The following is a 24,724-nucleotide window of genomic DNA, read 5'->3' as shown; positions in this document are numbered from 1 at the left end:
TCTGCCGGATGGATGACAGAAGGCAAGGCGCTAGATAAGGAGAAAAAGCATGAGAACATCTCTCAAGTGGATTAAGGCCCTGGTTCCGGGCCTGGATGTGACGCCCCAGGAGTTCGCGGATGCCATGACTTTGGCGGGCAATAAGGTCGAGTACTACACGGATCTGGCAGCGGATCTGGACAAAATCGTGGTCGGAAGGATTCTTTCCATCCGGCCTCATGAGGATTCTGATCACCTGCTGATCTGCCAGGTGGATGTGGGAACCAAGACCATACAGATTGTGACCGGAGCTCCAAATATCAGAGAAGGACAGCTGGTGCCTGTCGCACTGGACGGTGGTCGTGTGGCGGGAGGCCATGACGGAAGCAAGACGGAAGGGGGAATCCGAATCAAGGCCGGAAAGCTCCGCGGCGTTTCCTCCGAGGGCATGATGTGTTCTATTGAAGAGCTGGGAAGCAGCCGGGATATGTACCCGGAGGCGCCCGAGTACGGCATTTATGTCTTTGAAGAGGACGCGGACCTTATGCCCGGTGATGATGTGGTCAGGGCTCTGGGATTGGATGATGTTGTCGTCGAGTATGAAATCACTTCCAACCGCGTCGACTGCTTCTCTGTTTTGGGTCTGGCCAGAGAGGCCGCAGCGACCTTCGGCAGAGATTTTTGTCCTGATCCGGTAACAGAGACCGGAAACCGGGAGGATGTCAGGGACTATGTCTCTGTGGAGGTGAAGAATCATGACCTGTGCGCCCGCTATACGGCCCGTCTTGTCAAGAATGTCAAAATCGCGCCCTCTCCCAAGTGGATGCAGCGCCGCCTGATGGCGCAGGGGATTCGCCCCATCAACAACATTGTGGATATTACCAACTATGTCATGGAGGAGTATGGCCAGCCCATGCACGCCTATGATTTAGACCGGATTGCCGATCAGAGGATTGTGGTCAGAAATGCCGCCGAGGGAGAGAAGTTTACAAGCCTGGATGGGCAGGAGCACACGCTGGACGCGTCCATGCTGATGATCTGTGACAAAGACAAGCCGATCGGCCTGGCCGGAATTATGGGCGGGGCAAATTCCATGATCACGGATGACGTCCATACCATGCTCTTTGAGGCGGCCACCTTCGATGGGACCAATATCCGCCTGTCCTCCCGCAGAGCCGGTCTGCGCACAGACGCCTCCGCCAAGTTCGAGAAGGGACTGGATCCCAATCTCGCCATTGAGGGGATGAACCGGGCCTGCCAGCTGATAGAAGAGCTGGGCGCCGGAGAGGTGGTCGGCGGGGTGATTGACATTTACCCCGAGAGGGTTAATCCCTGGACTCTGCCCTTCCAGGCGGATGCCTATAATCACTTACTGGGGACGCAGATCAGTCCGGAGCAGATGATCGAATACCTGAAGCCTCTGGGGATCGGATATGACAGAGAAAAGGAGCAGCTGCAGATCCCGACCTACCGGCAGGACCTGCACTGTGACGCGGATATTGCGGAGGAGATCGCCCGCTTCTATGGCTATGCCAATATTCCGACCAGCCTGCCGGGAGGATCTTATGCCGGCGGTCTGAGCAGGAAACAGAGGATCGAGGGCCTGATTCGTGATACGGCCGAATTCTGCGGATTCTCGCAGGCTATGTGCTATTCCTTCGAAAGTCCCAGGGTCTTTGACAAGCTTCTGCTGCCCGCGGAAGATCCCCTGCGCAAGGCCATTCGTATTTCAAATCCCCTGGGAGAGGACTTCTCCATTATGAGAACCTGCTCTTTAAACGGAATTCTGACCTCTCTTGGAACCAATTACAGCCGGCGCAACGCGGATGTTTGGCTCTACGAGATGGGAAATGTATACCTGGCCAAGTCCCTGCCCCTGACAGAGCTCCCCGAGGAGCGTCTTAAGCTGACGCTGGGCGGCTATGGAGCGATCGATTTCTATCAGATGAAGGGAGCTGTTGAGGAGATTTTGGCCAAGCTGGATATGAGAGACCGGGTCAGCTATGATCCCGGGAGCGGATATCCCTTCCTGCATCCCGGTCGCCAGGCCAATATCCACTATGAGGGACAGGAGATCGGATATATCGGTCAGATGCATCCGAGCGCGGCTGGCAACTACGGGATCAAGGATCCGGTCTATGTCGCGGTCCTCGATGTCGGGGAGCTGGTTTGTCATGCTAACTTTGCTGTCAAATATGAGGGAATTGCCAACTTCCCGGCCTCCAGAAGAGATCTCTCCATGGTTGTGCCCAGGGAGATTCTCGCGGGAGACATTGAGGATATCTTCGCCTCTTGCGGGGGCCGGATCCTGGAGTCCTATGAGCTCTTTGATATCTACGAGGGCGCGCAGATTCTGTCCGGCTACAAGTCCATGGCCTACACTCTGACCTTCCGCGCGAAGGACAGGAACCTCTCTGATGAGGATGTGAATCAGTCTATGGATTCCATATTGAAGGCGCTGAAGGAAAAGGGGATCCGGCTTCGGGAGTGATCCGCCTAGGAAAAGGGGATTCGGCTTCGGGAGTAATTCGCCGGGGAAAAATGAATCCGGCTTCGGGAGTGATCCGCCGGGGGAAAAGAAGATCAGAGAGGAAAGATCAATAATGGACGTCAAGGATTTCGACTATGAGCTGCCAGAGGAGCTGATTGCGCAGGATCCCCTCTTAAAGAGGGATCAGTCCCGCCTTTTGGTTCTGGATCCTGAGACCGGGGCCATGGAGCACAGACATTTTTATGATATCAGGGATTATCTGAGGGCAGGTGACTGCCTGGTCATCAACAATACCAGAGTCATCCCCGCCCGTCTGCTCGGGGCAAAGGAAGAGACCGGGGCCAAGGTAGAGGTTCTCCTGTTGATCAATCATGGTGGAGACAATTGGGAGACTCTGGTGAAGCCCGGCCGCAAGTGCCGGGAAGGAGCCAGGATCAGCTTCGGAGAGGGCCTTCTGGTCGGACAGGTGACGAAGGTTCTAGAGGATGGGAACCGAATGATCCACTTCTCCTATCAGGGAATCTGGGAAGAGGTCTTAGACCGGCTGGGACAAATGCCCCTGCCCCCTTACATTCATCACCAGCTTGCGGACAAGAACCGCTATCAGACCGTTTACGCCAAGCATGACGGGTCGGCGGCGGCTCCGACGGCCGGTCTGCATTTCACACCGGAGCTTTTAGAGGAGATCAGAAAGAGCGGCGTGGAGATCGCGGAGGTGACTCTGCATGTGGGGCTTGGAACCTTTCGCCCTGTCAAGGCGGACCGGGTCGAGGATCATGACATGCACTCGGAATACTATGTGGTAGGTCAGGAGGCGGCGGACACGATCAATCGCGCCAGGGCCAATGGAGGCCGGATTATTGCGGTTGGGACCACCTCGACCAGGACCCTGGAATCTGTCGCGGAAGCGGATGGGACGATTCCTGTCAAGTCCGGCTGGACGAAGATCTTTATCTATCCGGGCTATCAGTTTAAGGCAATCGACGGATTGATCACCAACTTTCACCTGCCCCAGTCCACTCTGCTGATGCTGGTGTCGGCTCTGGCCGGACGAGACCATATCCTGAAGGCCTACCGCGAGGCAGTGGAGGAGAAGTATCGCTTTTTCTCCTTTGGGGACGCGATGTTTATCAAACCGAGAGAAAAATGAGATCAGAGCATTCCTGTTTATGAGGAGGAAAAATGGCAAGAAGTGAGTCTGAGAAATTAAAGGCAATGCAGGAGCTGACGATGATGCAGTCAGAGGAGGAGAATATTGCAGGGAAATTCAACAAGGGCCTGGACCGGTTCGCCTCGATTGAGAGCGAGGATCTGCTGGCCTTTCTCAAGGCGGTGACAGAGGATCAGGAGAATTAAGATAGGGTTAAGGAAATTAAGAAAAACAAAAGGATATTTTCAGCCGAAGCAATCAAAAAAGCCTTATACTAAAATAGACGTGTTTGCCGACACAAGAAGGAGGACCTATGCTGGAAGTTTCCCATTTATCCAAGAAATACGGAAAATATTACGCGAATCATGATTTGAGTTTTCGGGTTTCAGATGGAGAGATCCTGATTATGATGGGTCCAAACGGGGCTGGGAAATCAACGGCGATCAAATCAATTATGGGTCTTTTGCGCCACGAGGGATGGGTTCATATGGACGGGATGCCTACAGGCAAGGCGGAGGCCAGACGCTACCTGGGTTATGTTCCAGAGATGCCGGCTCTCTATCCCAATCTGACGGTAGACGAACATCTGGAATTTATTGCCAGGGCCTATCGACTCAAGGATTATAAAGCCTATAAGGAAGAACTCTTAAGCCGGATGGAGCTGGCAGACAAGCGGAAGAAATTTGGGGATGAACTCTCCAAGGGAATGCAGCAGAAATTATCCATCTGCTGCGGATTTCTGCCAAGACCGAAACTGCTTATCTTTGATGAGCCCATGATCGGTCTGGATCCGCATGCGATTCGTGAATTAAAGAAGATGATTCTTGAACTGCGTGAGGAGGGCAAATCTGTTATGATTTCAACCCATATCATTGATTCGGTTGAGGACCTCTGGGATGAAGCTCTCATCTTAAAGCAGGGGCAAATTCTTGCCAGCGTGACCAGGCAGTCTCTGGCCGAGCAGAATACCTCTCTGGAAGATCTCTACTTTCAGCTGACGGAGGGAAAAGAAGCTGAGGCAGAGGAGGCGCGATTATGAGAGTCTTTGGCTATTATCTCGCGCACAGTTTCAAAAACAGCATTCGAAAGATCTTTCGAACCTGGGTCGCCATTTATATTGTCTTCATAATCCTTATGGCAGTTGTCGGAGGCCTGATCGGCTATTCTGCCTCCCACCTCTCCGAAGGCGGGAAGAAAGAGGAGATCAGGCAGGAGGAGAGCTATGACCGGGGAGATGGTGGGAAGGACTCCCGGGCAAAGAATCAGGCGCAGAGTCAGGAGTATCCCCTTGCGGCCGTCCTGGGGATTCAGGGGGTGAGCGGGAGACAGATCGGTATGGCGCTTCCCTTTCTGGTGGGGTTTTTGGTTCTGCTCTTTGCCCTCTACTCGGCAGGGAAGAACGGTTCGGCAATCTTTCAGATGGCAGATGTCAATCTGCTCTTTACTTCGTCTATGCGGCCCCAATCCATTCTGGCTTTCCGAACGATGATGCAGACGATTCTCCTCTTTGTCTCGGCGATCTGGATGTCCTTTCAGATTCCTAATTTCATCAATATGGGCATGGGACTGATGGGGGCGATCTCCCTGGTGACAGTCTGGGCACTTCTGTTGATCTTCATTCAGTTTGTGAGCATTGTTGTTTACAGTCTGCTCTCTCTCAGAGAGGGAAGATATCGAAACCTCAGTCATTATATTGTCTATGTTATGCTTGGTTTGCTGGCATTTGCTTTACTCTACTATGTCAAGACCAGCGGCAGCAGTCCGCTGATGGCCCTGATTGAGATCGCGACATCGGATCAGATCCGCTTTGTGCCATATCTGGGTTGGCTGGCCGCTTTCTCCTGGTCCATGACGGCAGGAGATATGGGAGGCGCTGCCCTTTGGATGGGGGCTTTTGTCTTGGGAATGGTCGTTCTGGCTCTGATTATCTGGAAGATTCCGGTCTTCTTCTATGAGGATGCCCTGCCCCAGGCAGAGAAGCGGCAGAAGATGATGGAGGCTTCCAGGGCTAAGGGAAAGCCTCTGGAGAGCAATAAGAAACGATCTAAAATCGCCGGGTATTTTCGCTATGACGCTGGGCAGATGGGGCGCGGCCTGGGGGCAAATGCTTTCTTCTTTAAGGCGCTGCACAGCTGGCGGTCAGAAGCGGTGCGAGGGATCATCAGCCGCAATGCCCTGATCAATCTGGCGATAGGAATCGGCAGCTATCTGGTGAACGACCGGCTGGGCCTGACAGATCCAAATCGGCTTCTGGCTGTTTACTTCGCGGCAATGATCATCTTCATCTTCATGATGTCTGCCGGGACGCATTTGAATCAGGAACTGGAGCGTGACTTTATTTTTCTGGTGCCGGAACCGGTCTGGAAGAAGCTTGCCTTTACTGTGCTCTCTGATCTGGTCTGCGATCTGATGGATATTCTGCCCGGCTGGATCATTTTCAACCTTCTGGTCAGACCGGACCTTTCGATGAACCTGGCAGGGCTGCTTTTACTTGTAACCACGGGCCTCTATGTCGCGGGACAGAGTGTTTTGACCAAGCTGGTGATTCCGGACCGGCTGGCGGCTATGGTAAAACGCATGATGACGATGGTGATTTACAGCTTTTCCATGATTATTATCCTGGTAAGCGCAATTGTTGGGGCGATGATTAGTGGCTTTTGGGGAGCGATGGTTGCGGTCGGAGCTGCAGAGACTGTGGCCGGAATATTGGCTTTCTTACCCGGTCCCTTCATTATCGAGCGGGGGAGAAGCTAGGAGCGCAAATACAGTGCCCGCCCGGTCTTGTCTTACAGGGTCTGCATGCAGTGAAAGGAATTGAAATTGACAGATACTATTATTTTTCCAAATCTCCATCTGACCTTACATGTGGGCCGCAATATTAGTATCGGAGGCTTTACCATTGCCTACTACGGGATCATTATTGCCATTGGCATGCTGATTGGTGTCAATCTGATCTTGCGGGAGGCCAAGCGAACCGGACAGAAGGAAGACGACTATCTGGATCTGTGCATCTGGGGCCTGATTGCCGCTGTGGTCGGATGTCGTATCTATTATGTGGCCTTTCGCTGGGACGACTACCGGGACAATCTCTTAGAGATCTTTGACCTGCGGGCAGGAGGCCTGGCGATCTACGGGGGAATCATCGGGGCGGTTCTTATGATTGGAATCCTGACCAAGCTGGTCAAGAAGATTTCTTTCTGGCAGGTGGCAGATACGGTTGTTCTCGGTCTGGTAATCGGTCAGGTTCTGGGACGCTGGGGCAACTTCTTCAATCGAGAGGTCTTCGGGGAGTACACCAATAATCTCCTGGCCATGCAGCTGCCTGTCTCCGCCATACGAACCAGTTCCGAAATTTCGTCGACTATGGCTCAGCACATGGTGACCATCGGTGGAGAGACCTTCATCCAGGTGGCCCCCACATTTTTGTATGAATCCCTTTGGAACCTTGCCCTTTTTGTTATTCTCATGCTGCTGCGAAAGCATATTCGATTCCGGGGGCAGCAGTTCTGGACCTATATGCTGGGATATGGAATCGGACGCTTTTGGATTGAGGGCGTCCGCACAGACCAGCTCTATCTCTGGAATACTTGGATTCCGGTCAGTCAGCTTCTGGCAGGGATTCTTGCCCTGCTGGGCTTCCTTGTCCTGCTGATCGGGCTGATCAGATCTAGAAAACATCCTTTAAGGGAAAGAGAGCCAGAAAAGAAGAAGGCTCTGCAGACGGCCGGAACAAACCGACCCGGGGAAGTTCAGCTGCTGGATTTAAATGATGAGTCGGATGATGTCGAAAGGGAAACTGGATTCGGACAAGAAGGTCAGAAATCAGAAGAAGAGAAATAGAAATACCATTTGATATGTGGGGATTGTCTCCCCCGATCGAAGAATTAACGTTACAGGACTTTCGACAGAGAGACGAAAAGCGGTTTTGGCTGGCCTTACAGGCACTGGTCAAAACCGCTTTTCATCTGAAACATTTCCCTAATGAGCAGCTTTTTGAGCGGCTTTGATAGAAGACGTGCACATAGGCGACTTGCCTATTTCTGAATAAAAGAAATAAAAAATGATTCGATCACCCGGAGCCAAACGCAAATTATGCGGTACTAGCTCGTCATATTTTAATAGAAGCTCATTTTGATCGGGAGGGAATAAAGAATCCGCACTCTTGTTTACCAAGGAGACCCGAAGGATTTTATTATCGTTGTCTATGGAGATGATATATGCCTCTTGCTTTAACAGAGCCGATCCTATGCCCCCGGATATTAAAAGGCTGTGATCTGGTTCGGACTTTTTTGAAGCGGTAATTACGCATATAAAAACCCCAAAAACGATACAGAGAATAAGGAGTTTTTTCTTATTCATGGAAAAATGTCCCTTCGTAGTCAGTCCAATATGCGTAATCGAGATTTATATATCTCACTGCTGCATCCCACTCGTCACATGCCATAAGAGGGAAGAAAAAAGAGTAAAGCCAAAGAGACCGATAATAGAATAGATAGAAAGCTTCTTTTTATGTTTTTCATAAATAACCTCCTTTTATTATGTATATGAAGATGGGGTAAAAGGAAAAAACAATGGACGCACCTCCTCTTATTTAATAATTTTACTCTCGTATATGAGATAGAATCAATTTTTTTTTCAGCTATTTAGCATCCACCGGCCTTGTTGCTCTTCTTGAAAAGCTATAGCTACACGGAATTTCAATTTTTAGGAAGTTACCTGTTGACATTTGTCAGCAGGTTTTTTTGTGCAGATCTAAGGGAAAGGACAGGGAGACATGAGGATAGAAGACGCGCGGAAATGAAGGCACCGGAAAAGAACGGGTCAATAGTACTGAAAAATCAGTGTAGAAAATGTGAAATCCTGTGACTATTATACAAAATATATGTTCTTGCACTAGATATAGAGATTAAAGGAATAAAAAACACAATTTATTGTATGGGATTTGCCTCCACCGGGTTGCCAGCTCCCACAAGCCCGCTGTTTCAGAGGATTTCCGCATTGAAATGCCTCTCGTGTCAGGTTAAAATACAGGACAAGTGGTACGAAGTGGTAACTAAGTGCCACAAAGTGGTGGATAAGTTGAAAACTCTGTGGAAAAGTTACGGAGATGAAAAGTTATCCACAGTGGTCAGGAAACGCTGCTGCAGGCGATGGATCAAGAGAAATCTGAGGGAAAGGAGGTTTGTGCCATATGTTCATGGGAGAGTATGAACACAGCGTGGACAGCAAGGGACGTCTGATCATTCCCGCCAGGTTCCGTGAAGAACTGGGCGAGGGCTTTGTGATGACCAAAGGGCTGGACGGCTGTCTCTTCGTATACTCGGCCGAGGAGTGGCACAAGCTTGAGACCAAGATTCATGAGACCCCGATGACCACAAAGGATGCCCGCAAGTTTATGCGTTTCTTCTTCGCCGGCGCCGCCACCTGCGAGATCGATAAGCAGGGGCGTACGCTGATCCCTCCCAGTCTTCGCGCTTATGCCGGGCTGAGCAAGGATGTGGTTTTGGCCGGAGTCTCAACCCGTATCGAGATCTGGGACAAGAAGCTCTGGGACGAGACCAACAGCTATGAGGATATGGATGAGGTGGCTGAGCACATGGCGGATCTTGGCATCATGATCTAAGGAGCAAAGATGGAATTCAAACACTATTCGGTCATGCTCCGGGAGACGATCGATGCCCTTGCTGTCAAGTCCGATGGCATTTATGTGGATGGCACGATGGGCGGCGCGGGACACTCCCGCCAGATCGCGTCCCGCTTGTCCGGGAGGGGACGTCTGATCTGTATCGATCAGGATGCGGATGCCATCGCGGCCGGAAAAGAGAAACTAAAGGACTTCTCTGACCGGGTTACGATCGTTCGAAGCAATTACGAGCGGATGCGCCAGATTTTAGAGGAGTTGGGAATTGCTTCTGTCAACGGGATCCTTTTGGATCTGGGCGTTTCCTCTTATCAGCTGGATACGCCGGAGCGGGGCTTTTCCTATATGGATGAGGGGGCGCTTTTGGATATGCGGATGGATTGCCGCAATCCAAGGACCGCCAGAGATATTGTCAATGAATACAGCGAAAGAGAGCTCTTTCGCATGATTCGAAATTATGGGGAAGATCGTTTCGCCAAAAATATTGCCAAGAACATCGTTTTGGCCAGACAAGAGAAGACGATTGAGACGGTGGGAGAGCTTAATGAGGTAATCCGCAGGTCTGTCCCCAGGAAGATTCAGGTCACGGGCGGCCATCCGGCCAAACGAACCTATCAGGCCATCCGTATTGAACTCAACCGTGAGCTGGACGTTTTGAGAGATCACATCGATGAGATGATCGATCTGCTGGCTGATGGAGGCCGATTCGCCGTCATCAGCTTCCACTCTCTGGAGGATCGCATTGTGAAAAATGCCTTCCAGACCGCGGAGGACCCCTGCATCTGTCCGCCGGAATTTCCGGTCTGCGTCTGCGGGCGAAAGAGCAAGGGCAGGGTGATCACAAGAAAGCCAATCCTCCCCGGGAAAGAGGAGCTGGCGGAGAATCATCGCTCCAGAAGCGCCAAGCTGCGCGTCTTTGAGCGGAGAGTTGTTAGAGAAGAAGAGTAGGAAGTAGGAACAATGGCTAAGGTTTCCAGACTTTATTGGACAAGAAGCGCGGACGGAAGCGCGGCGCGGGAACTGATCTCCGATCAGGAGTATCAGCTTCGCCGCCAGCAGGAGAAGGAGCGGGCGGCCAGACAGCGCCGCTTGCGGAATCGCAATCAGGTTCGGGCCAGACGTCAGGCCAAATACAACACCATGCGTGTCGCTGTGTATCTGCTTGCGGTGACAGCTTTCCTCCTGGCATATGTTGCCCTGCAGTCCTCTGTGACCACGTCGATGAAGGAGTTGGCGAATCTTCAGTCACAGATTGCGACTCTGAAGGCGGAGAATTCCGCGACGGAGAATCGGATGAATGCCGGAGCTAACCTGGAGACGGTTAAGGACAAGGCGCAGAAGTCCCTGGGTATGGTATATGCTGACAGCAGTCAGATTGTGTACTATACTATGGAGGATACCGATTACATGGATCAGTATTGATCTTCCGCTTGTAAGGGAATAGAGTCGTGGCGTCGAGACATAATCGAAGAAAGAAGTTATATAGCAAGATCCTGTATCGAATGCAGAAGAGGCTGGGAGCAATCTTCCTCCTCTTCTGCCTTCTTGCTGTTGCGCTCATTGGACGACTCATGTATATCAACTACGTTTCCGGCGCCAAGTATGAGAAGATTGTCCTCTCCCAGCAGAATTACAATTCCACAGTGATCCCCTTTCAGAGAGGCAATATTGTCGATGCCAAGGGGACAGTGCTGGCGACTTCCGTCGATGTCTATAATGTCATCTTGGACGCGCGGGAGCTGACGGACGCATCCGCGTTGGCGGAGAAGAAGAGATCCGGCAAGGGCAAGGAAATTGTCGACGAGACAGTCAAGGCGCTGACAGAGCATTTCTCTGAGATACAGGAGGATCAGGTCCGCAGGGAATTGCAGGAGAATCCAAACAAACGCTATATTGTCCTGGCCAAAAAGGTATCCAATGAGAAGATGACGGCCTTTCAAAAGGACACGTCTGGCAAGAACAGCAAGGTAAACGGAATCTGGTTTGAGAAGCAGTATACCAGGCAGTATCCCTATGGTTCTCTGGCGGCCTCGGTGATCGGCTTTGCCTCGGATGGCAATTCCGGAACCATCGGTCTGGAGAGGGCCTATAATGATGTCCTGAATGGAACAAACGGACGCTCTTACGGCTATGTCAATTCCGACAACAACGTGGAGAACACGGTGGAGGAGGCAAAGGACGGGAATACCCTGGTCACTTCCATCGACGTCAATATCCAGTCGATTGTGGAGTCGTCCATCAAGAGCTTTAACGACCAGATGATTGAGGCCCGCGGCGTGGCTAAGACCAGGGAGGCCATGGGAGGTTCCGCCCAGGGCTCTTTACACACGTCGGTTCTGGTCATGAATCCGAATACGGGAGAGATTCTCGCCAATGCCAACTACCCGGGCTTCGACCTCAACAAGCCGAGGGATATATCCTCCTATTACACGCCGGAGCAGTTATCCGCCATGTCAGCGCAGGATCAGCTTCAGGTACTCAACAACATATGGAATAACTTCTCTGTCTCCAGCGCCTATGAGCCCGGGTCCACAGCCAAGGTTCTGACCATGGCGGCGGGACTGGAGACAGGCACGGTCTCCACTTCAGACACCTATGACTGCTCCGGCGGAATGCAGGTGGGAGATTACTATATTCACTGCTGGAACCATGAGGGCCATGGGCATCAGACCATGCAGCAGGTTCTGCAGAATTCCTGTAATGTCGGCATGATGCAGATGGTCGCCAAGATCGGACCTGAGAATTTCTCCAAATATCAGGCCAGATTTAATCTGGGCCAGAAGACCGGCATCGATCTGCCGGGGGAGGTCTCTACCGCCTCCCTGCTCTACACCGAAAACCAGCTGGCTTCCAACAAGGTATCTCTGGCGACCAACGCCTTTGGACAGAACTATAATGTCAATATGATGCAGATGGCATCCGCCTTCTCCTCTGTCGTCAACGGGGGAAACTATTATGAACCCCATGTCGTCAGCTCCATTAAGGACGAGCAGGGCAATACGGTTAAGACGATTGAGCCGACTATCATGAAGAAGACGGTGTCCAGGGAGACCAGTGATACCCTAAAGACCTTCCTGAAGGGGGTCGTAGAAGAGGGGACCGGCAAAAAGGCTGCTGTGACAGGCTATTCTGTGGGAGGTAAGACGGGAACCGCGGAGAAGGTACCCAGAGGAAACGGAAATTATCTGCTCTCCTTCATCGGCGCGGCCCCGATTGAAAATCCGCAGGTTGTCATCTATGTGGTTGTCGATCAGCCGGACGCGCAGGATCAGACCAGTAACTCCTATGCGTCACAGATTTTTTCAAATATTGCCTCACAGATTCTTCCCTATATGAATGTTCCAACCGTCAATGATCAGGCCAAGGCAGCGGCGGATCAGGCGGCCAGGCAGGCCAAGGAGAAAGGGGTTGACCTGTCCGGAGGAAAGACCAATACAGCGACAACGGATACACCGAATCTGAATCCGGACGAGAGCGCCGCAGGCGGAAGATCTGACAATTCTTCAGGGACCGGCTATGGCAGAAGCAATGCCGTTCGCTAGCGGAGCAGAAGCAGGAGCAATTATGTTGAATCAAATTTTGATACCTCTTTTGGCGGCTTTTCTCATGGTGGCAGTGATGGGGCCGTTCACAATTCCCATGCTGCTCCGATTGAAAATCGGAAACACGGAGAGAGAGGAGTTAAAGAGCCATCAGAGCAAGAACGGAACCCCCTCCATGGGAGGGATCATGATTTTACTTGCTCTGACTGTTGTGTCCATTGTATACGGGAGAAGCTATCCTCGCATTCTGCCTGTTCTGGAACTGACTCTGGGATTTGGGATCATCGGCTTTATTGATGATTTTCTAAAGACCGCCAAGAAGAATTCAGATGGATTGATCGCCTGGCAGAAGCTGCTTTTGGAGATTCTGGTCACCGGTATTTTCCTCTATCTGCTGATTACCTTTCACCCGGATTTTCGGGCCCTGATCATTCCCTTCTGCTCAGGGATGATCGACAGCGGCGTATGGTCCTATCCCCTGGTATTTTTTGTCGTTCTCGGAACGGTAAACGGGGTCAATTTCACAGATGGTCTGGACGGACTGGCGTCCAGCGTCACTGCCGTCGTCGCGGCGTTTTTTGGCTTCGCCTCCCTCTATCTGGGTCTCGGCCTGGAGCCGATTGCCGCCGCTGTCATCGGAGCCCTCATGGGCTTCTTGCTCTATAATCTGTATCCGGCCAGGGTATTCATGGGAGATACAGGCTCTCTGGCTCTGGGCGGCTTCGTCGCCGGTATCGCCTATATGCTGCACATGCCCATCTTCATTCCGATTGTGGGCGGAATCTATCTGATCGAGGTACTGTCCGTCATCATTCAGGTGACGTATTTCAAGGCCACCCATGGAAAGAGAATCTTTCGCATGGCTCCGATTCACCATCATTTTGAACTGGGAGGCTGGTCGGAGACCAGGGTCGTGGGGATTTTTACTATTGTAACCGTGATCCTGGCCATGATCGCCATGCTGGGACTTGTGGGGGCCGCCTGAGAAATGTCCGTGATATGCGCGGAACCCCTGCGAATTAATTGAGAAAGAAGAGAGTATGAATTCTTATCTTGTCGTCGGAACCGGTGTCAGCGGCGTCGCCGCCGTGTCGCTTCTGCAGAAATCAAATGCCAGCGTTTGTGTCTTTGACGGGAACGATACTTTAGATGAGGCGGGACTGATCTTAAAGCACCCTCAGCTGGAGGGAGTAGCTATCTATCTGGGAGAACTGCCGGAAGAGGCCTATGACGACTTTGACACGGTGATTCTCTCCCCGGGAGTTCCCGTGGACAGCCCTCTGGTGGAGTCTCTGAAGGCCAGGGGAAAGAGGATCTGGGGAGAAATAGAGCTGGCCTACCGCCTGGGACGCGGTCATCTGGCGGCGATCACGGGGACTAACGGGAAGACCACGACGACATCCATGGTCGGCCTTATCCTCAGGACCTGTTTCCCCGATGTTCAGGTGGTTGGAAATATCGGAACACCCTATACGGAGGTGGCCGCCGACACTAAAGACGAGACCCGTATCGTCGCAGAGGTCTCCTCCTTTCAACTGGAGACGATTGAGACTTTCCACCCCTTGGTGTCAGCTATTTTGAATATCACGCCGGATCACCTGAATCGCCACCACACCATGGAGAATTATATCGCCTGCAAGGAGCGGATTACAGAGAACCAGACAGCGGATGAGACGGTGGTTTTAAATCTGGAGGACCCAATCCTGCGGGAATTCGGGAAGACCCTGCCCAACCATGTGGTCTGGTTCTCCGGCAAGCGCAGGCTCAAGAAGGGATATTATTACCGTGAGGAGGATCGCAGTATCCGTTATTGTCAGGGGCAGGAGGAAGAGTTCATTCTCTCTGTGCGGGAGCTTCAGGTCGTGGGTCGCCATAACTACGAGAATGCCATGGCAGCCATTGCCATCAGCAGAGCTATGGGAGTCCCCATGGACAAGATTAAAGAGGGACTCAGGGCTTTTACCGCGGTGGAGCACCGCATAGAGTATGTCTGCACCAAGCGGGGCGTTCGCTATTACAATGACTCCAAGGGGACCAATCCCGACGCCGCCATCAAGGGGATTGAGGCTATGGATTCCCCTACCTGCCTGATTGGAGGGGGCTACGACAAGAAGTCGGATTTCGGGGACTGGATCGACGCCTTCAAGGGGAAGGTTAAGCTTCTGGTCCTGATCGGAGAGACCCGGGCCCAGATCGCCAAGTGCTGCCAGGATCATGGCTTCAATGATTTTGTCTACGCTGATACCTTAGAGGAGGCGGTGAAGATCTGTTACACCAAGGCAAAAGAGGGGGATGAGGTGCTCTTGTCCCCGGCCTGTGCCAGCTGGGATATGTTCCACAGCTATGAGGAGAGAGGAAAACTCTTCAAGAAATACGTAAGGGAGCTTCCAGATTAAGGAGACCGCATGTCAACACGAACCGCCGAAAGGAAGCGAAGCCGCTTCTTCAGAAAACAGGATAAGATCATCAGCAGGGAACTGTCGAAGCGAAGGGCGTCGAGTTATGTGGACTATACCCTGGTTCTGCTTCTGATCCTGCTCATGGGATTTGGCTTTCTCATGCTTTACTCGACATCCTCCTACAGCTCTTATATGACTTACGGTCACTCCTTTCACTATCTGATTCGCCAGGGCTCTTTCGCGATACTGGGCCTGGCAGCCATGCTTGCTCTGGCCCGTATGGATTATCGCAAGCTCTGCGGCCTGAGGTGGCCGATCTATATTCTGGCCTGGGGAGGAACCCTGCTTCTCTTAGTCTTCGGCCGCTCCGCTAACGGATCAACCCGCTGGCTTCGCCTGGGACCTGTGAGCGTTCAGCCCTCTGAGATCGCCAAGACAGCAGTGATTATTCTGACGGCAGGCCTGATTTCCCTGCATCCTCGTCTGGTGAATCAGTGGAAGGGACTGGTCCTGTTCTCCCTGGCCCAGCTGGCTCTGGCGGCACCGATTCTAAAGGAGAATATGTCCACATCCATTATCGTTGTCGGGATCGTATTTTTCATGCTTCTGATCGCAAGCCGGGAGCGCAGGGCCTTCTTCTACGCGGGATTGATCGGACTCGGCCTTGGGACGGCCGGAGTTGTCTTCGGCGGAGCCTATCGTCTGGCCAGAATCCGGGTCTGGCTGCATCCGGAGCTGGACGCGTCCGACAAGGGATACCAGACCATGCAGGCCCTCTACGCCATCGGCTCGGGGGGACTCTTCGGCAAGGGGCTGGGAGAGAGCATGCAAAAGCAGTTCATCCCTGAGGCCCAAAACGATATGATCTTCTCTGTCATTACAGAAGAGCTGGGGATCTTCGGCGCGGTGATTCTGATCATTCTCTACCTGGTCCTGATCTGGCGCCTGACCATGATCGCCATGTACTGCAAGGATCTGTTCGGGTCTTTTCTCGTGATCGGCATCGCTGTTCACATGGGCCTGCAGGTGCTTATGAACATCGCGGTCGTGACCAACAGCATGCCAAATACCGGCGTCACCCTGCCCTTTGTCAGCTACGGAGGATCCGCCCTGCTGATGACCATGATAGAGATGGGAATTGCCCTGAGTGTGTCGAAGAATACAGGCCCGGGACTGGACCAGGTTTGAGGTGAGGAGTGTTGGAAATGCTGCATGATCCGGGCAAAGAGAGCAATCGCAAAGCGCGTCAGAAAAAGAACCTGATCCGCTTTTATCTGCGCAGGGGACTTCTGCTTCTTCTGGGTCTGCTGATCCTGGCAATCCTGCTGATCGCGCTGATCTGTAAGGAGACCTCGGTCAGTGTGGAGGGCACAGCCATCTACAGCCAGGAGGAGGCGATCGACCGCATCTTAGATGACAAGCTGAGTCGCAGGAACACGGTCTATGCCTTCCTGAAAAATGCCCTGCTTCCAAAAAAGAATATCCCCTTCATTGACTCGGCCAGAATCCGCTTTCGCTCCGCGGGGCAGATTACCATTGAGATCAGGCAGACTCCGATGACCGGCTATTATCTTTTGCCTGACGGGACAAACCGAGCCTACTTCAACGCGAAGGGACAGGTGACGGACGTCTCTTCACTTGTGGTCGACGGTTTGCCCTCTCTCAGCGGGATTTCAGCGGAGAAGGCGAAAAAAGGAGATATCATTCCGATCCAGGATAAGGCGGACCGGGAGAGTGTCCTGTCGATCTATCAGTTTTTCGCGGACAAATCCATTTCCATCAGCGATCTGAAGCTGGGAGAAAACGGAACAGTCCAGGTCAGCTGCAAGAACCTGAACATCAGTCTCGGGTCCAGGACCAATCTGCGAGACAAGCTAAAAAGGGTACCCTATCTGCTGGATAAGATCGAGGATATGAGCGGGACGCTGCATCTGGAGAACTGGACTCCGGATAATACGGATGTCATCTTCGAGAAGGATCAGGCACAGATGGAAAAGGAGGCGCAGCAGAAGAAGGAGAGTGATCAGGCAGATTCGAAGAATTCGAAGGAGGGTAATTCGAAGGAAGAGACCAAGAAGAGCAATTAAAAACTTGTGTCGTGTGGACAAAAAATGTATTATAGATGATGTCAGTTTTTATCGTTTGGGCAGAGGAAAGATCGAATTCCCGGGCGATGAGAGAGTGAAGCAAAAGAGCAGAGAGGACCATAAGAGTCTTAAGTCGGGAAATACAGGGATATAACAGGAGGATACACCGTGTTAGAGATTACAACCAACGAGTCTGAGTTCAAGGCTAAGATTATTGTTGTGGGTGTCGGCGGAGCAGGTAACAATGCAGTCAGCCGCATGGTTCGCGCCAACGTCACCGGCGTCGACTTTGTCGGTGTGAACACGGACAGCCAGGCATTGAATCTCTGCCAGGCCCCTACCCTGATTCAGATTGGAGAGAAGCTGACCAAGGGTCTTGGCGCCGGCGCCAAGCCTGAAATCGGCCAGAAGGCCGCGGAAGAGACCGCGGAGGAACTGGCCAACGCCATCAAGGGCGCCGACATGGTATTTGTCACCTGTGGTATGGGCGGCGGCACCGGTACAGGGGCAGCTCCTGTGATTGCCAAGCTGGCCAAGGACCAGGGAATTCTGACCGTCGGAGTTGTGACCAAGCCCTTCCTCTTTGAAGCCAAGTCCCGTATGGTGAAAGCGCTCACCGGCATTGAGAACCTGCAGGAGAACGTGGACACGCTGATCGTAATTCCCAATGAGAAGCTCAACCAGATTACGGATCACAAGACCTCCTTCTCTGACGCGATGGAGATGGCGGATCAGGTCCTGCAGGAGGCAGTACAGGGGATCACTGATCTGATCAAGCTGCCCGGCGAGATCAATCTGGACTTCGGCGATGTTCGCACCGTTATGGAGAATAAGGGCATGGCCCATATCGGAATTGGTCAGGCCAAGGGGGATGAGAAGGCGCTCGAGGCGGTTCGCATTGCTGTCGAGTCTCCCCTGCTCGAGACCAAGATCGATGGAGCCTCCGATGTCATCATCAATATCTGCGGCGATATCACACTGCAGGATGCCACCAACGCGGCTTCTTATGTGGAAGATCTCACCGGCGAGGACACCAATGTTATCTTTGGCGCCCGCATTGATTCGTCCATGACGGATGAGTGTCAGATCACCGTGATCGCAACCGGTCTTCTGGAATCTGAGACCAATGACCGAGTGTCTCTTAGCGAGGAGAGGAAGAAGCAGGCGGCAACGGCGCAGGCCCAGCAGCTGTCGGCCCCGAGCTTTACCAAGCCCAAGGCACAGACAGCGGCTCCAAAGGCTCCCGCCTTGAACGGACTGGCCCAGCCCAGCCCGGTCAGGCCTACCGTCAAGGAGGAGGACATCAAGATTCCGGATTTCCTCAGAAGCAGAAAATAAAACGGGTTTTGTCATGATGAAGAGGGTCTCCTTCGGGAGACCCTCTTTCGGTAGAAGATGTATGTTTGAACGAAAGAAAACAGAGCGTCCAGAAGAATCCGCTCCAGAGAGTGCTTATATTCTGGATTTGATTGATCTCGAACGGTACAGGGATCATTTCTATGACTATCTGGCGATTAACGAGGATTACTATCTGCCGGAGGAGGAAGTGAGGGAGTACTATGTCCCCGGAAGCAACCTGCGCAAATACTTTGTTGTCCGGGGGGAACATGTCCAGCTTCAGGGAGGCCAGGTTCTCGTGGACGGCGGACCTGTCGGAGAACTGAAGACGTCGGATGAAGAGATGGTGGAAGGCTGGCAGGACCGGGAGATCATCAAGCGCATGGAGGTCTTTCTGGGAGGGGGAGCATTTAAACAGATCCGCCTGAGAGAAGACAGGGTCTTTGACTGGGAGAAAAATCCCGGTCAGGCTGCCGAAGGAAGAGGAAATGAGCTGGCGGTTCAGGGAACGCAGAGGACAGATTCTGCGGGAACCGGGGAGGCAAAGGATGGGAAAGCTGTCTTCAATGAGTGGGCAGACCCCGCGGGAACCGGGGAGACAAAGCTAGAGGAAGCTGCCACGGATGAGGGGTCAGAGGAGAGCATCGAGGTTCGCGACCGGCGGATCCCCTATTACGCCTATCTTTATCTGGAGCTGAAGGGGAGTTTGTCAGCAGGAGAAGTGGCAAAGAAGAGGAGCTTTCCCCGGCCCTCCTGGTTGATTTTTCGCAGGAAGCCTAAGTTAAGAAGAGCCAGGTCTCGGGGAAAGAGAGATGAGAGGGCATCTCGCGGCTGACCTGCCAAGCTGTGTGACCAGGCGCTGAGCCAAGCTATGAGACCAGGCACTGAGCTAAGCTGTGCGACCGGGCACTGAAATGAGGGAATATGTCATCCAGAGTATTTGAGTTCTCAGATGAGGGCAGAGATCAGAAAGCTGCCGCGGCGGATGAGCCTGCTGTGACCTGCCAGCTTTTTGATTCTGACAGTGGATCGGCGGATCCGGAGCATCCCATCATGCTCCTTCGGGATACGGCCAGGACCATGGTTCATCACACATCCGGAATATTCATCAATCCAAAGGGCAGGATGGCCTTTTGCTTCGGCAAGTCCTCAGACCAGCTCTTTGCCGATATCCTGCGCTTGGATTCTCGTTTTGAGGACCTGATTAAGTGGCTGGGAGAGAACAAGAGCCAGGTTCGCCTGTCCGGGGCGCAGACCGAAGAGGGATACGCTGTCTATCGGATGCACGCGGTGGACGCGACAGGCAGACATCGATTGTCCTCTGAGGACGCATTCCTTCAGCTGGCGATCGGGCGTCTTCTGGCATCGGATCCCCCCTGTAAAGCCAGGCCGGACATGGACGATGAGATCTCCGAGGAACCGCGGCTGACGGATCTGACTACAATTGAGAACTACCTGCGTGTTGCCGGCAATGCCTTGCCTGTCAATATCCGCGGCTGGGCCTGGCGCAATCTGTCCATGACCCGCAGCCATGCGATCAGTCAGGAGGAGAGACGACATGCCCAGAGGGCTCTCTCAATTATGCTTGGAATCAGCTGGGAGAGCGACTATTTTCCGCCCATTGATCCCGTCAGGGCCAGAGCTATTTTAGATGAGAATCTCTACGGTATGGAGAGGGTCAAGCAGAGAATTATTGAGACAGTCATTCAGATCAACCGAACCCATACCCTGCCCGCCTACGGTCTTCTTCTGGCCGGTCCGGCCGGAGTCGGCAAATCCCAGATCGCCTATGCAGTCGCCCGGATTCTGGCTCTGCCCTGGACTTCTTTGGATATGTCTACCATTTCCGACCCGGAGGCTTTAACCGGTTCTCCCCGCGTCTATGCCAACGCCAAGCCCGGCCGCATCATGGAGGCCTTCTCTCAGGCCCAGGCGTCCAATCTGGTCTTTATCATCAATGAGCTGGACAAGGCAGAGGCCGGCGGAGGGAGCAATCCGGCGGACGCCCTTTTGACCCTCCTGGACAATCTCGGCTTTACAGATAATTATATGGAGTGCACGATTCCGACCACGGGAGTCTATCCGATTGCGACGGCTAATGATAAGAGCAGGATTTCAGAGCCTCTGATGACGCGTTTCGCCCTGATCGATATTCCCGACTACACGCCGGAGGAGAAGAAGATCATCTTCAGGGATTTTTCCCTTCCAAAGGTCTTAAGACGCATGGCCATGACAGAGGATGAACTGACCGTAAGCGATGAAGGTGTGGACCGGATCATTGCCGCCTACGCAAACGCGCCGGGAGTTCGTGACCTGGAGCAGGCGGCGGAGCATCTGGCGGCCAACGCCCTCTATCGCATTGAGACAAGGGGGGTCAAATCCGTTTGCTTTGACGCAAAGGATATTGCCTCCCTGCTGGGAGATTAAAGGAGCTGGACCGTGAAGTGGTCACTTGCAAAAGTCTTGAATCTTGTCAATTTTATTTGTCTTCTGGGGGCAACGATGGAACTGGCGATCCGCTACGGCGGCCTGCCGGCGCAGATCATCAGCAGGTATTCCCTGGATGGAAGCCTTGGGGAGCCTGGGAAGAAATCTACCCTTCTGGTTCTTGCCCTTATGATGTGGGCCCTGACACTCTTTCTTTTTTTGGCGGATCTTTTTCCCAGACTCTTTCGCATGCAGCAGGGGCTTTCCTCAGAGGAGACGGATGTCGGCCGGATTGTCGGGCAGACTCTGTCCGGAATTAAATTAGCGGTGACGCTTCTGCTCTGGTGGATGCTTCACAGAGCTCTCGGACAGCAGCCTCTCGGGAGAGCCTATCTCTTCCTTTTCCTGCTGGCGATCACTCTGCCCCTGGTTCTTATGCTCGTCAGGATTCTGAGGATCAAATAGGGCAGGCGCATGAAAAGCTGATGAAAGAGCATAGATTCGGGCGGCCTGTCCAGTAAAGAGGATTCGGGCTGTATATAACAGAGTGGGTTTGAGCGGACTTGTCTGAGAGGAATCTTTGGATTAGAATGGTTTCATTGAGTGAAGACAAGAGCGTGCGAGGAGCTCTCCTCAGGCAGACAGGACGCTATGACAAATGACAGGGGTGAAAGATGAGTCAGGAGAAAGTAGATCGCAATAAGGAGGCGAAGCGCAACATCAAGAAGACGCTGAAGGTCAGGCGGCGCAGGCGTATTTTGGGGCTGCTGGCAACGGTCCTGATTCTGTTCGCGCTTGTCGGCGGCGGCGGTTTCTACGGCTATCAGCGCTATCAGGCCTATCAGAAGACGCATATGAAGTCGACGGTGGTTGACCTGTCCGAGATCAGCAATTATCTGTCCAGTGTGACTGCGGGGCAGGAGAGCAAGTAGGGACTGTGATTGCGGCTTGACAGTCCGGTCTATCTTGGATACTATATTTCTTGTCGCTGATAGAAGCGGCAATATGCGCGAGTGGCTCAGTTGGTGGAGCGCGACCTTGCCAAGGTCGAGGCCGCGGGTTCGAGTCCCGTCTCGCGCTCGGGTAATGAGAAAGAAGTCGTCCCCTTTAGGGACGGCTTCTTTCTCATTATTCGAGTGCACTTTGCACTCGAAGGTTCGAGGTCTCGCCTGCCGGCTCGGTCGGCCCGCAGTCGTGGCGTCCACCGGACGCCGCGGGCCGTCTCGCGCTCCTGTAGGACGGAGGCGTCTCTTTAGGGCGGCTTCTTTTTCATGATTCGAGTGCACTTTGCACTCGAAGGTTCGAGGTCTCGCCTGCCGGCTCGGTCGGCCCGCAGTCGTGGCGTCCACCGGACGCCGCGGGCCGTCTCGCGCTCCTGTAGGACGGAGGCGTCTCTTTAGGGCGGCTTCTTTTTCATGATTCGAGTGCACTTTGCACTCGAAGGTTCGAGGTCTCCGCAAAAGATTCTTTCCTGTGTTAGAATGGGGAAAGCTATTTCTAATGAGGAGGGATTCATCAGATGAGAGTTATGAAGACGATTGGACTTACTGCGCTCTGTGGCAGTATGTTATTGTTTTCTGCCTGCGGCAGTGGCAGCAAGACAGTGACCGGATCCAAAGGGGACAGCTATCAGGTCAGTGATCAGGAGAAGTCCGTTTCTACCGATGAGGCTAATCGCAAGTACGAGCCCTATACGATCACTCTGAATCTGGAGAGGTCTGGCATCGGGCAGAATATCAAGGAAACGTTTACTTCCGCCCCAAAACGGGTTCTTTTAGACGGAGATCAGATGACCGATATTTTCCTGGATCTGGGGCTTCAGGATCACATTGCCGGATATACCAGAGGGGCCTGCCTGTCTACGGTCAGCGAGTTCCCAGCCAGGGACTCTCTCAACAAGGTCCTGGAAGATGGCTCCAATTTAAGCAGTGCCTCCAAGGAGCAGATTCTGGATCTGAAACCGGATTTTATGATGGGCTGGGATTCTCTTTTCTCGGAGAACCATTTCTCAGTGGATTGGTGTCTGCAAAATCACATCATTCCCTATTTTCCCTATTGCTGTTCAGATTCTGCGACCATGGAAGATCTCTATCAGGATTATGATGTTCTGGGACATGTCTTCGGCGTGTCCGATAAGGCCAAAGAGCGTGTGGAAGAGATGAAAAAGACCATCGACCAGGTTCATACGAGTCTGGGAGGTGAGGCATATCAGAAGCCGGTTTCCGTCTTCGTCTATGACTCCGGTCAGGACGCTCCCTTCACTGCCTGCCAGGGAATTCCGGGCGATATGATCAAGAAGGCTGGAGGTCTGTCTATCTTTGATGATATTAATAAGGGCTGGGCAACTCCTTCCTGGGAAGAGGTGGTACAGCGCGATCCAGACGTCATTTTGGTTTTGGACTACAACCATGATACCGAGGAGAAGATCAATTTTCTGAAGACCAATGAGGCCACTAAGAATCTGCGGGCAGTGAAAGAGGGCAGGATATACAGTGCCTGCTGTGCGGATATGCAGGGATCTGCTGGCTCCGCAAATGCCGTCAGAATTATGGCGAAGCAGTTTTATCCGGACAAGTTTCATTGAGAGGCCGATTTTGAGGAGAGATCATGAGCAAGAGAAAAACGATATTTCCCCTGGAAGGAGGGGTGGCTTTTTCGATTTTTATTGTTGTCATGCTTCTGCTCCTGGCAGTTTCCATTTTTATCGCAATTGCGTGGGGAAGCGTATCTATTGATCCGTCGACCATTCGGGGAGTTGTCATAAATCAGCTGACAGGACATGCAGTTGTCCCTGTCACATGGGAGGAGAGCACCAGGTCAATTATCTGGAACATCCGTCTGCCGCGCATCTTTACAGCGTGGATTGTAGGAGCCGGTTTAACACTCTGTGGGATTGTCATGCAGGCCTTGACGAAAAACCCTCTGGCAGATCCCTTTGTCCTTGGGATTTCACATGGGGCGTCTGCGGGGGCGGTCTCCGTCATTATGTATGGCTATCTCTCCTTCCTGGGTTATTATGCAACTATGTGCGGTGCTTTCATCGGAGCGCTTTTGGCCATGCTTCTGGCGCTTGGCATTGCCAGGATGAAAAATGTCCTTACGGCGACGAATCTGATTCTGGCGGGCATTGCCGTGTCAGCTCTCTTTGGGGCTCTGACCAATTTGATGATTTATGCCCACCAGAGCGGGTCCGATAAGGTGAAGACAGCACAGTACTGGTTGATGGGATCTTTGAGCGGAGCCAACTGGATCCGGCTTGCCTACGCCATGTGCGCGTTTGTCATCTGCTGCCTGCTGATCCTTATGATGCATCGCAGCCTGGATACTTTGATGCTGGGAGATGAAACCGCGACAACCCTGGGAGTGAATACGGCCCGGATCAAGCGCGTGATTATTATTGTGGCAACCGCGTTGACCGGGGTGATTGTCTCTATCAGTGGAGTGATCGGTTTTGTCGGTCTGACGGTTCCCCATATGACCAGATCTGTCGTGGGAAGTAAGCACAGCCGTCTGATTCCGGCTTCCATCTTGCTGGGAGGCTCTTTTATGGTTCTGGCGGATCTGCTCTCCAGAACACTGATTCGTCCGGAAGAATTGCCCATCGGTGTTGTGTCCGCCTTCTTTGGAGCGCCCTTTTTCCTCTACCTGATCAAGAGGTCTCAGTCCTAGC

The 24,724-nt window shown here is 52.8% G+C and carries 22 protein-coding genes and 1 tRNA gene; 22 read left to right on the top strand and 1 reads right to left on the bottom strand.

Annotated elements, in window-relative coordinates; translation table 11 throughout:
- Positions 1–49: 49 nt before the first annotated feature.
- The 6 genes from pheT to lgt all read left to right on the top strand — a co-directional run bounded on the left by pheT (position 50) and on the right by lgt (position 7,460).
- Entirely contained in the window at positions 50–2,470 is a 2,421-nt protein-coding gene (gene pheT, locus GCWU000342_RS06155; RefSeq protein ID WP_006906469.1) for a phenylalanine--tRNA ligase subunit beta, read from the top strand.
- A 112-nt stretch (positions 2,471–2,582) separates the two neighbouring features.
- Complete coding sequence (gene queA, locus GCWU000342_RS06150; RefSeq protein WP_006906468.1) at positions 2,583–3,620, top strand: tRNA preQ1(34) S-adenosylmethionine ribosyltransferase-isomerase QueA; 1,038 nt, start codon at positions 2,583–2,585, stop codon at positions 3,618–3,620.
- A 32-nt stretch (positions 3,621–3,652) separates the two neighbouring features.
- Entirely contained in the window at positions 3,653–3,826 is a 174-nt protein-coding gene (locus tag GCWU000342_RS10480) for a hypothetical protein (protein WP_006906467.1), read from the top strand.
- A 107-nt stretch (positions 3,827–3,933) separates the two neighbouring features.
- Positions 3,934–4,659, top strand: coding sequence for an ABC transporter ATP-binding protein (locus GCWU000342_RS06145; protein ID WP_006906466.1), 726 nt, complete (start codon positions 3,934–3,936; stop codon positions 4,657–4,659).
- Positions 4,656–6,374, top strand: coding sequence for a putative ABC exporter domain-containing protein (locus tag GCWU000342_RS06140; protein ID WP_006906465.1), 1,719 nt, complete (start codon positions 4,656–4,658; stop codon positions 6,372–6,374). Before GCWU000342_RS06145 ends, GCWU000342_RS06140 begins: the two co-directional genes overlap by 4 nt.
- A gap of 66 nt (positions 6,375–6,440) precedes the next feature.
- Entirely contained in the window at positions 6,441–7,460 is a 1,020-nt protein-coding gene (gene lgt / locus GCWU000342_RS06135; RefSeq protein ID WP_083790732.1) for a prolipoprotein diacylglyceryl transferase, read from the top strand.
- Positions 7,461–7,598: 138 nt separating this feature from the next.
- Here the strand turns inward: lgt and GCWU000342_RS06130 are convergent, their stop codons facing one another.
- Positions 7,599–7,979: a hypothetical protein gene (locus GCWU000342_RS06130; protein ID WP_006906462.1), complete on the bottom strand. Its 381-nt coding sequence runs from the start codon at positions 7,977–7,979 to the stop codon at positions 7,599–7,601.
- An 832-nt stretch (positions 7,980–8,811) separates the two neighbouring features.
- Between GCWU000342_RS06130 and mraZ the strand changes: the two genes are divergently transcribed.
- From mraZ to GCWU000342_RS06050, 16 genes are all read left to right on the top strand, one after another.
- The gene (gene mraZ, locus GCWU000342_RS06125) at positions 8,812–9,243 is read left to right on the top strand and encodes a division/cell wall cluster transcriptional repressor MraZ (RefSeq protein ID WP_006906460.1); all 432 of its coding nucleotides are present in this window, start codon (positions 8,812–8,814) and stop codon (positions 9,241–9,243) included.
- 9 nt (positions 9,244–9,252) lie between these two features.
- Positions 9,253–10,209, top strand: a complete 957-nt coding sequence (gene rsmH / locus GCWU000342_RS06120) for a 16S rRNA (cytosine(1402)-N(4))-methyltransferase RsmH (RefSeq protein WP_006906459.1) — start codon at positions 9,253–9,255, stop codon at positions 10,207–10,209.
- A 12-nt stretch (positions 10,210–10,221) separates the two neighbouring features.
- Positions 10,222–10,683, top strand: a complete 462-nt coding sequence (locus GCWU000342_RS06115; RefSeq protein ID WP_006906458.1) for a hypothetical protein — start codon at positions 10,222–10,224, stop codon at positions 10,681–10,683.
- Positions 10,684–10,763: 80 nt separating this feature from the next.
- Complete coding sequence (locus tag GCWU000342_RS06110; RefSeq protein ID WP_006906457.1) at positions 10,764–12,803, top strand: peptidoglycan D,D-transpeptidase FtsI family protein; 2,040 nt, start codon at positions 10,764–10,766, stop codon at positions 12,801–12,803.
- A gap of 22 nt (positions 12,804–12,825) precedes the next feature.
- Positions 12,826–13,788, top strand: coding sequence for a phospho-N-acetylmuramoyl-pentapeptide-transferase (gene mraY / locus GCWU000342_RS06105; RefSeq protein ID WP_044958439.1), 963 nt, complete (start codon positions 12,826–12,828; stop codon positions 13,786–13,788).
- Positions 13,789–13,843: 55 nt separating this feature from the next.
- The gene (gene murD, locus GCWU000342_RS06100; RefSeq protein WP_006906455.1) at positions 13,844–15,199 is read left to right on the top strand and encodes a UDP-N-acetylmuramoyl-L-alanine--D-glutamate ligase; all 1,356 of its coding nucleotides are present in this window, start codon (positions 13,844–13,846) and stop codon (positions 15,197–15,199) included.
- Positions 15,200–15,208: 9 nt separating this feature from the next.
- Positions 15,209–16,390, top strand: a complete 1,182-nt coding sequence (locus GCWU000342_RS06095) for an FtsW/RodA/SpoVE family cell cycle protein (RefSeq protein WP_006906454.1) — start codon at positions 15,209–15,211, stop codon at positions 16,388–16,390.
- Between the two features lie 17 nt (positions 16,391–16,407).
- Entirely contained in the window at positions 16,408–17,289 is an 882-nt protein-coding gene (locus tag GCWU000342_RS06090; RefSeq protein ID WP_006906453.1) for a cell division protein FtsQ/DivIB, read from the top strand.
- A gap of 168 nt (positions 17,290–17,457) precedes the next feature.
- Positions 17,458–18,627 carry a cell division protein FtsZ gene (gene ftsZ / locus GCWU000342_RS06085; protein ID WP_006906451.1) on the top strand — a complete coding sequence of 390 codons (1,170 nt, stop codon included), beginning with the start codon at positions 17,458–17,460 and terminating at the stop codon, positions 18,625–18,627.
- Positions 18,628–18,688: 61 nt separating this feature from the next.
- Entirely contained in the window at positions 18,689–19,462 is a 774-nt protein-coding gene (locus tag GCWU000342_RS06080; RefSeq protein ID WP_006906450.1) for a hypothetical protein, read from the top strand.
- 89 nt (positions 19,463–19,551) lie between these two features.
- The gene (locus tag GCWU000342_RS06075) at positions 19,552–21,054 is read left to right on the top strand and encodes an AAA family ATPase (RefSeq protein WP_006906449.1); all 1,503 of its coding nucleotides are present in this window, start codon (positions 19,552–19,554) and stop codon (positions 21,052–21,054) included.
- A 12-nt stretch (positions 21,055–21,066) separates the two neighbouring features.
- Complete coding sequence (locus GCWU000342_RS06070) at positions 21,067–21,519, top strand: hypothetical protein (RefSeq protein WP_006906448.1); 453 nt, start codon at positions 21,067–21,069, stop codon at positions 21,517–21,519.
- Positions 21,520–21,728: 209 nt separating this feature from the next.
- Complete coding sequence (locus GCWU000342_RS06065; RefSeq protein WP_006906447.1) at positions 21,729–21,986, top strand: hypothetical protein; 258 nt, start codon at positions 21,729–21,731, stop codon at positions 21,984–21,986.
- Between the two features lie 75 nt (positions 21,987–22,061).
- Positions 22,062–22,134 (top strand) — tRNA-Gly (locus tag GCWU000342_RS06060).
- A 439-nt stretch (positions 22,135–22,573) separates the two neighbouring features.
- A complete protein-coding gene (locus tag GCWU000342_RS06055) occupies positions 22,574–23,638 on the top strand; it encodes an ABC transporter substrate-binding protein (protein ID WP_006906446.1) in 1,065 nt (354 codons plus the stop codon).
- Positions 23,639–23,661: 23 nt separating this feature from the next.
- Entirely contained in the window at positions 23,662–24,723 is a 1,062-nt protein-coding gene (locus GCWU000342_RS06050) for a FecCD family ABC transporter permease (protein ID WP_006906445.1), read from the top strand.
- Position 24,724: the final 1 nt, after the last annotated feature.

This window comes from Shuttleworthella satelles DSM 14600 (assembly GCF_000160115.1).
Classification (GTDB): Bacteria; Bacillota; Clostridia; order Lachnospirales; family Lachnospiraceae; genus Shuttleworthia; species Shuttleworthia satelles.
Note: the sequence above shows the minus strand (reverse complement) of the source record. Positions and strands in the feature narration are given on the sequence as shown.

What these genes read in the sequence shown, in the direction of transcription:
- rsmH (WP_006906459.1), top strand. Translation starts at nt 9,253, where the DNA reads ATGGAATTCAAACACTATTCGGTCATGCTCCGGGAGACGATCGATGCC.
- GCWU000342_RS06090 (WP_006906453.1), top strand. Translation starts at nt 16,408, where the DNA reads ATGCTGCATGATCCGGGCAAAGAGAGCAATCGCAAAGCGCGTCAGAAA.
- GCWU000342_RS06065 (WP_006906447.1), top strand. Translation starts at nt 21,729, where the DNA reads ATGAGTCAGGAGAAAGTAGATCGCAATAAGGAGGCGAAGCGCAACATC.
- queA (WP_006906468.1), top strand. Translation starts at nt 2,583, where the DNA reads ATGGACGTCAAGGATTTCGACTATGAGCTGCCAGAGGAGCTGATTGCG.
- murD (WP_006906455.1), top strand. Translation starts at nt 13,844, where the DNA reads ATGAATTCTTATCTTGTCGTCGGAACCGGTGTCAGCGGCGTCGCCGCC.
- GCWU000342_RS06130 (WP_006906462.1), bottom strand. Translation starts at nt 7,979, where the DNA reads ATGAATAAGAAAAAACTCCTTATTCTCTGTATCGTTTTTGGGGTTTTT.
- pheT (WP_006906469.1), top strand. Translation starts at nt 50, where the DNA reads ATGAGAACATCTCTCAAGTGGATTAAGGCCCTGGTTCCGGGCCTGGAT.
- GCWU000342_RS06050 (WP_006906445.1), top strand. Translation starts at nt 23,662, where the DNA reads ATGAGCAAGAGAAAAACGATATTTCCCCTGGAAGGAGGGGTGGCTTTT.
- GCWU000342_RS06115 (WP_006906458.1), top strand. Translation starts at nt 10,222, where the DNA reads ATGGCTAAGGTTTCCAGACTTTATTGGACAAGAAGCGCGGACGGAAGC.
- GCWU000342_RS10480 (WP_006906467.1), top strand. Translation starts at nt 3,653, where the DNA reads ATGGCAAGAAGTGAGTCTGAGAAATTAAAGGCAATGCAGGAGCTGACG.
- GCWU000342_RS06095 (WP_006906454.1), top strand. Translation starts at nt 15,209, where the DNA reads ATGTCAACACGAACCGCCGAAAGGAAGCGAAGCCGCTTCTTCAGAAAA.
- GCWU000342_RS06075 (WP_006906449.1), top strand. Translation starts at nt 19,552, where the DNA reads ATGTCATCCAGAGTATTTGAGTTCTCAGATGAGGGCAGAGATCAGAAA.
- mraZ (WP_006906460.1), top strand. Translation starts at nt 8,812, where the DNA reads ATGTTCATGGGAGAGTATGAACACAGCGTGGACAGCAAGGGACGTCTG.
- GCWU000342_RS06110 (WP_006906457.1), top strand. Translation starts at nt 10,764, where the DNA reads ATGCAGAAGAGGCTGGGAGCAATCTTCCTCCTCTTCTGCCTTCTTGCT.
- GCWU000342_RS06055 (WP_006906446.1), top strand. Translation starts at nt 22,574, where the DNA reads ATGAGAGTTATGAAGACGATTGGACTTACTGCGCTCTGTGGCAGTATG.
- mraY (WP_044958439.1), top strand. Translation starts at nt 12,826, where the DNA reads ATGTTGAATCAAATTTTGATACCTCTTTTGGCGGCTTTTCTCATGGTG.
- GCWU000342_RS06140 (WP_006906465.1), top strand. Translation starts at nt 4,656, where the DNA reads ATGAGAGTCTTTGGCTATTATCTCGCGCACAGTTTCAAAAACAGCATT.
- GCWU000342_RS06080 (WP_006906450.1), top strand. Translation starts at nt 18,689, where the DNA reads ATGTTTGAACGAAAGAAAACAGAGCGTCCAGAAGAATCCGCTCCAGAG.
- GCWU000342_RS06145 (WP_006906466.1), top strand. Translation starts at nt 3,934, where the DNA reads ATGCTGGAAGTTTCCCATTTATCCAAGAAATACGGAAAATATTACGCG.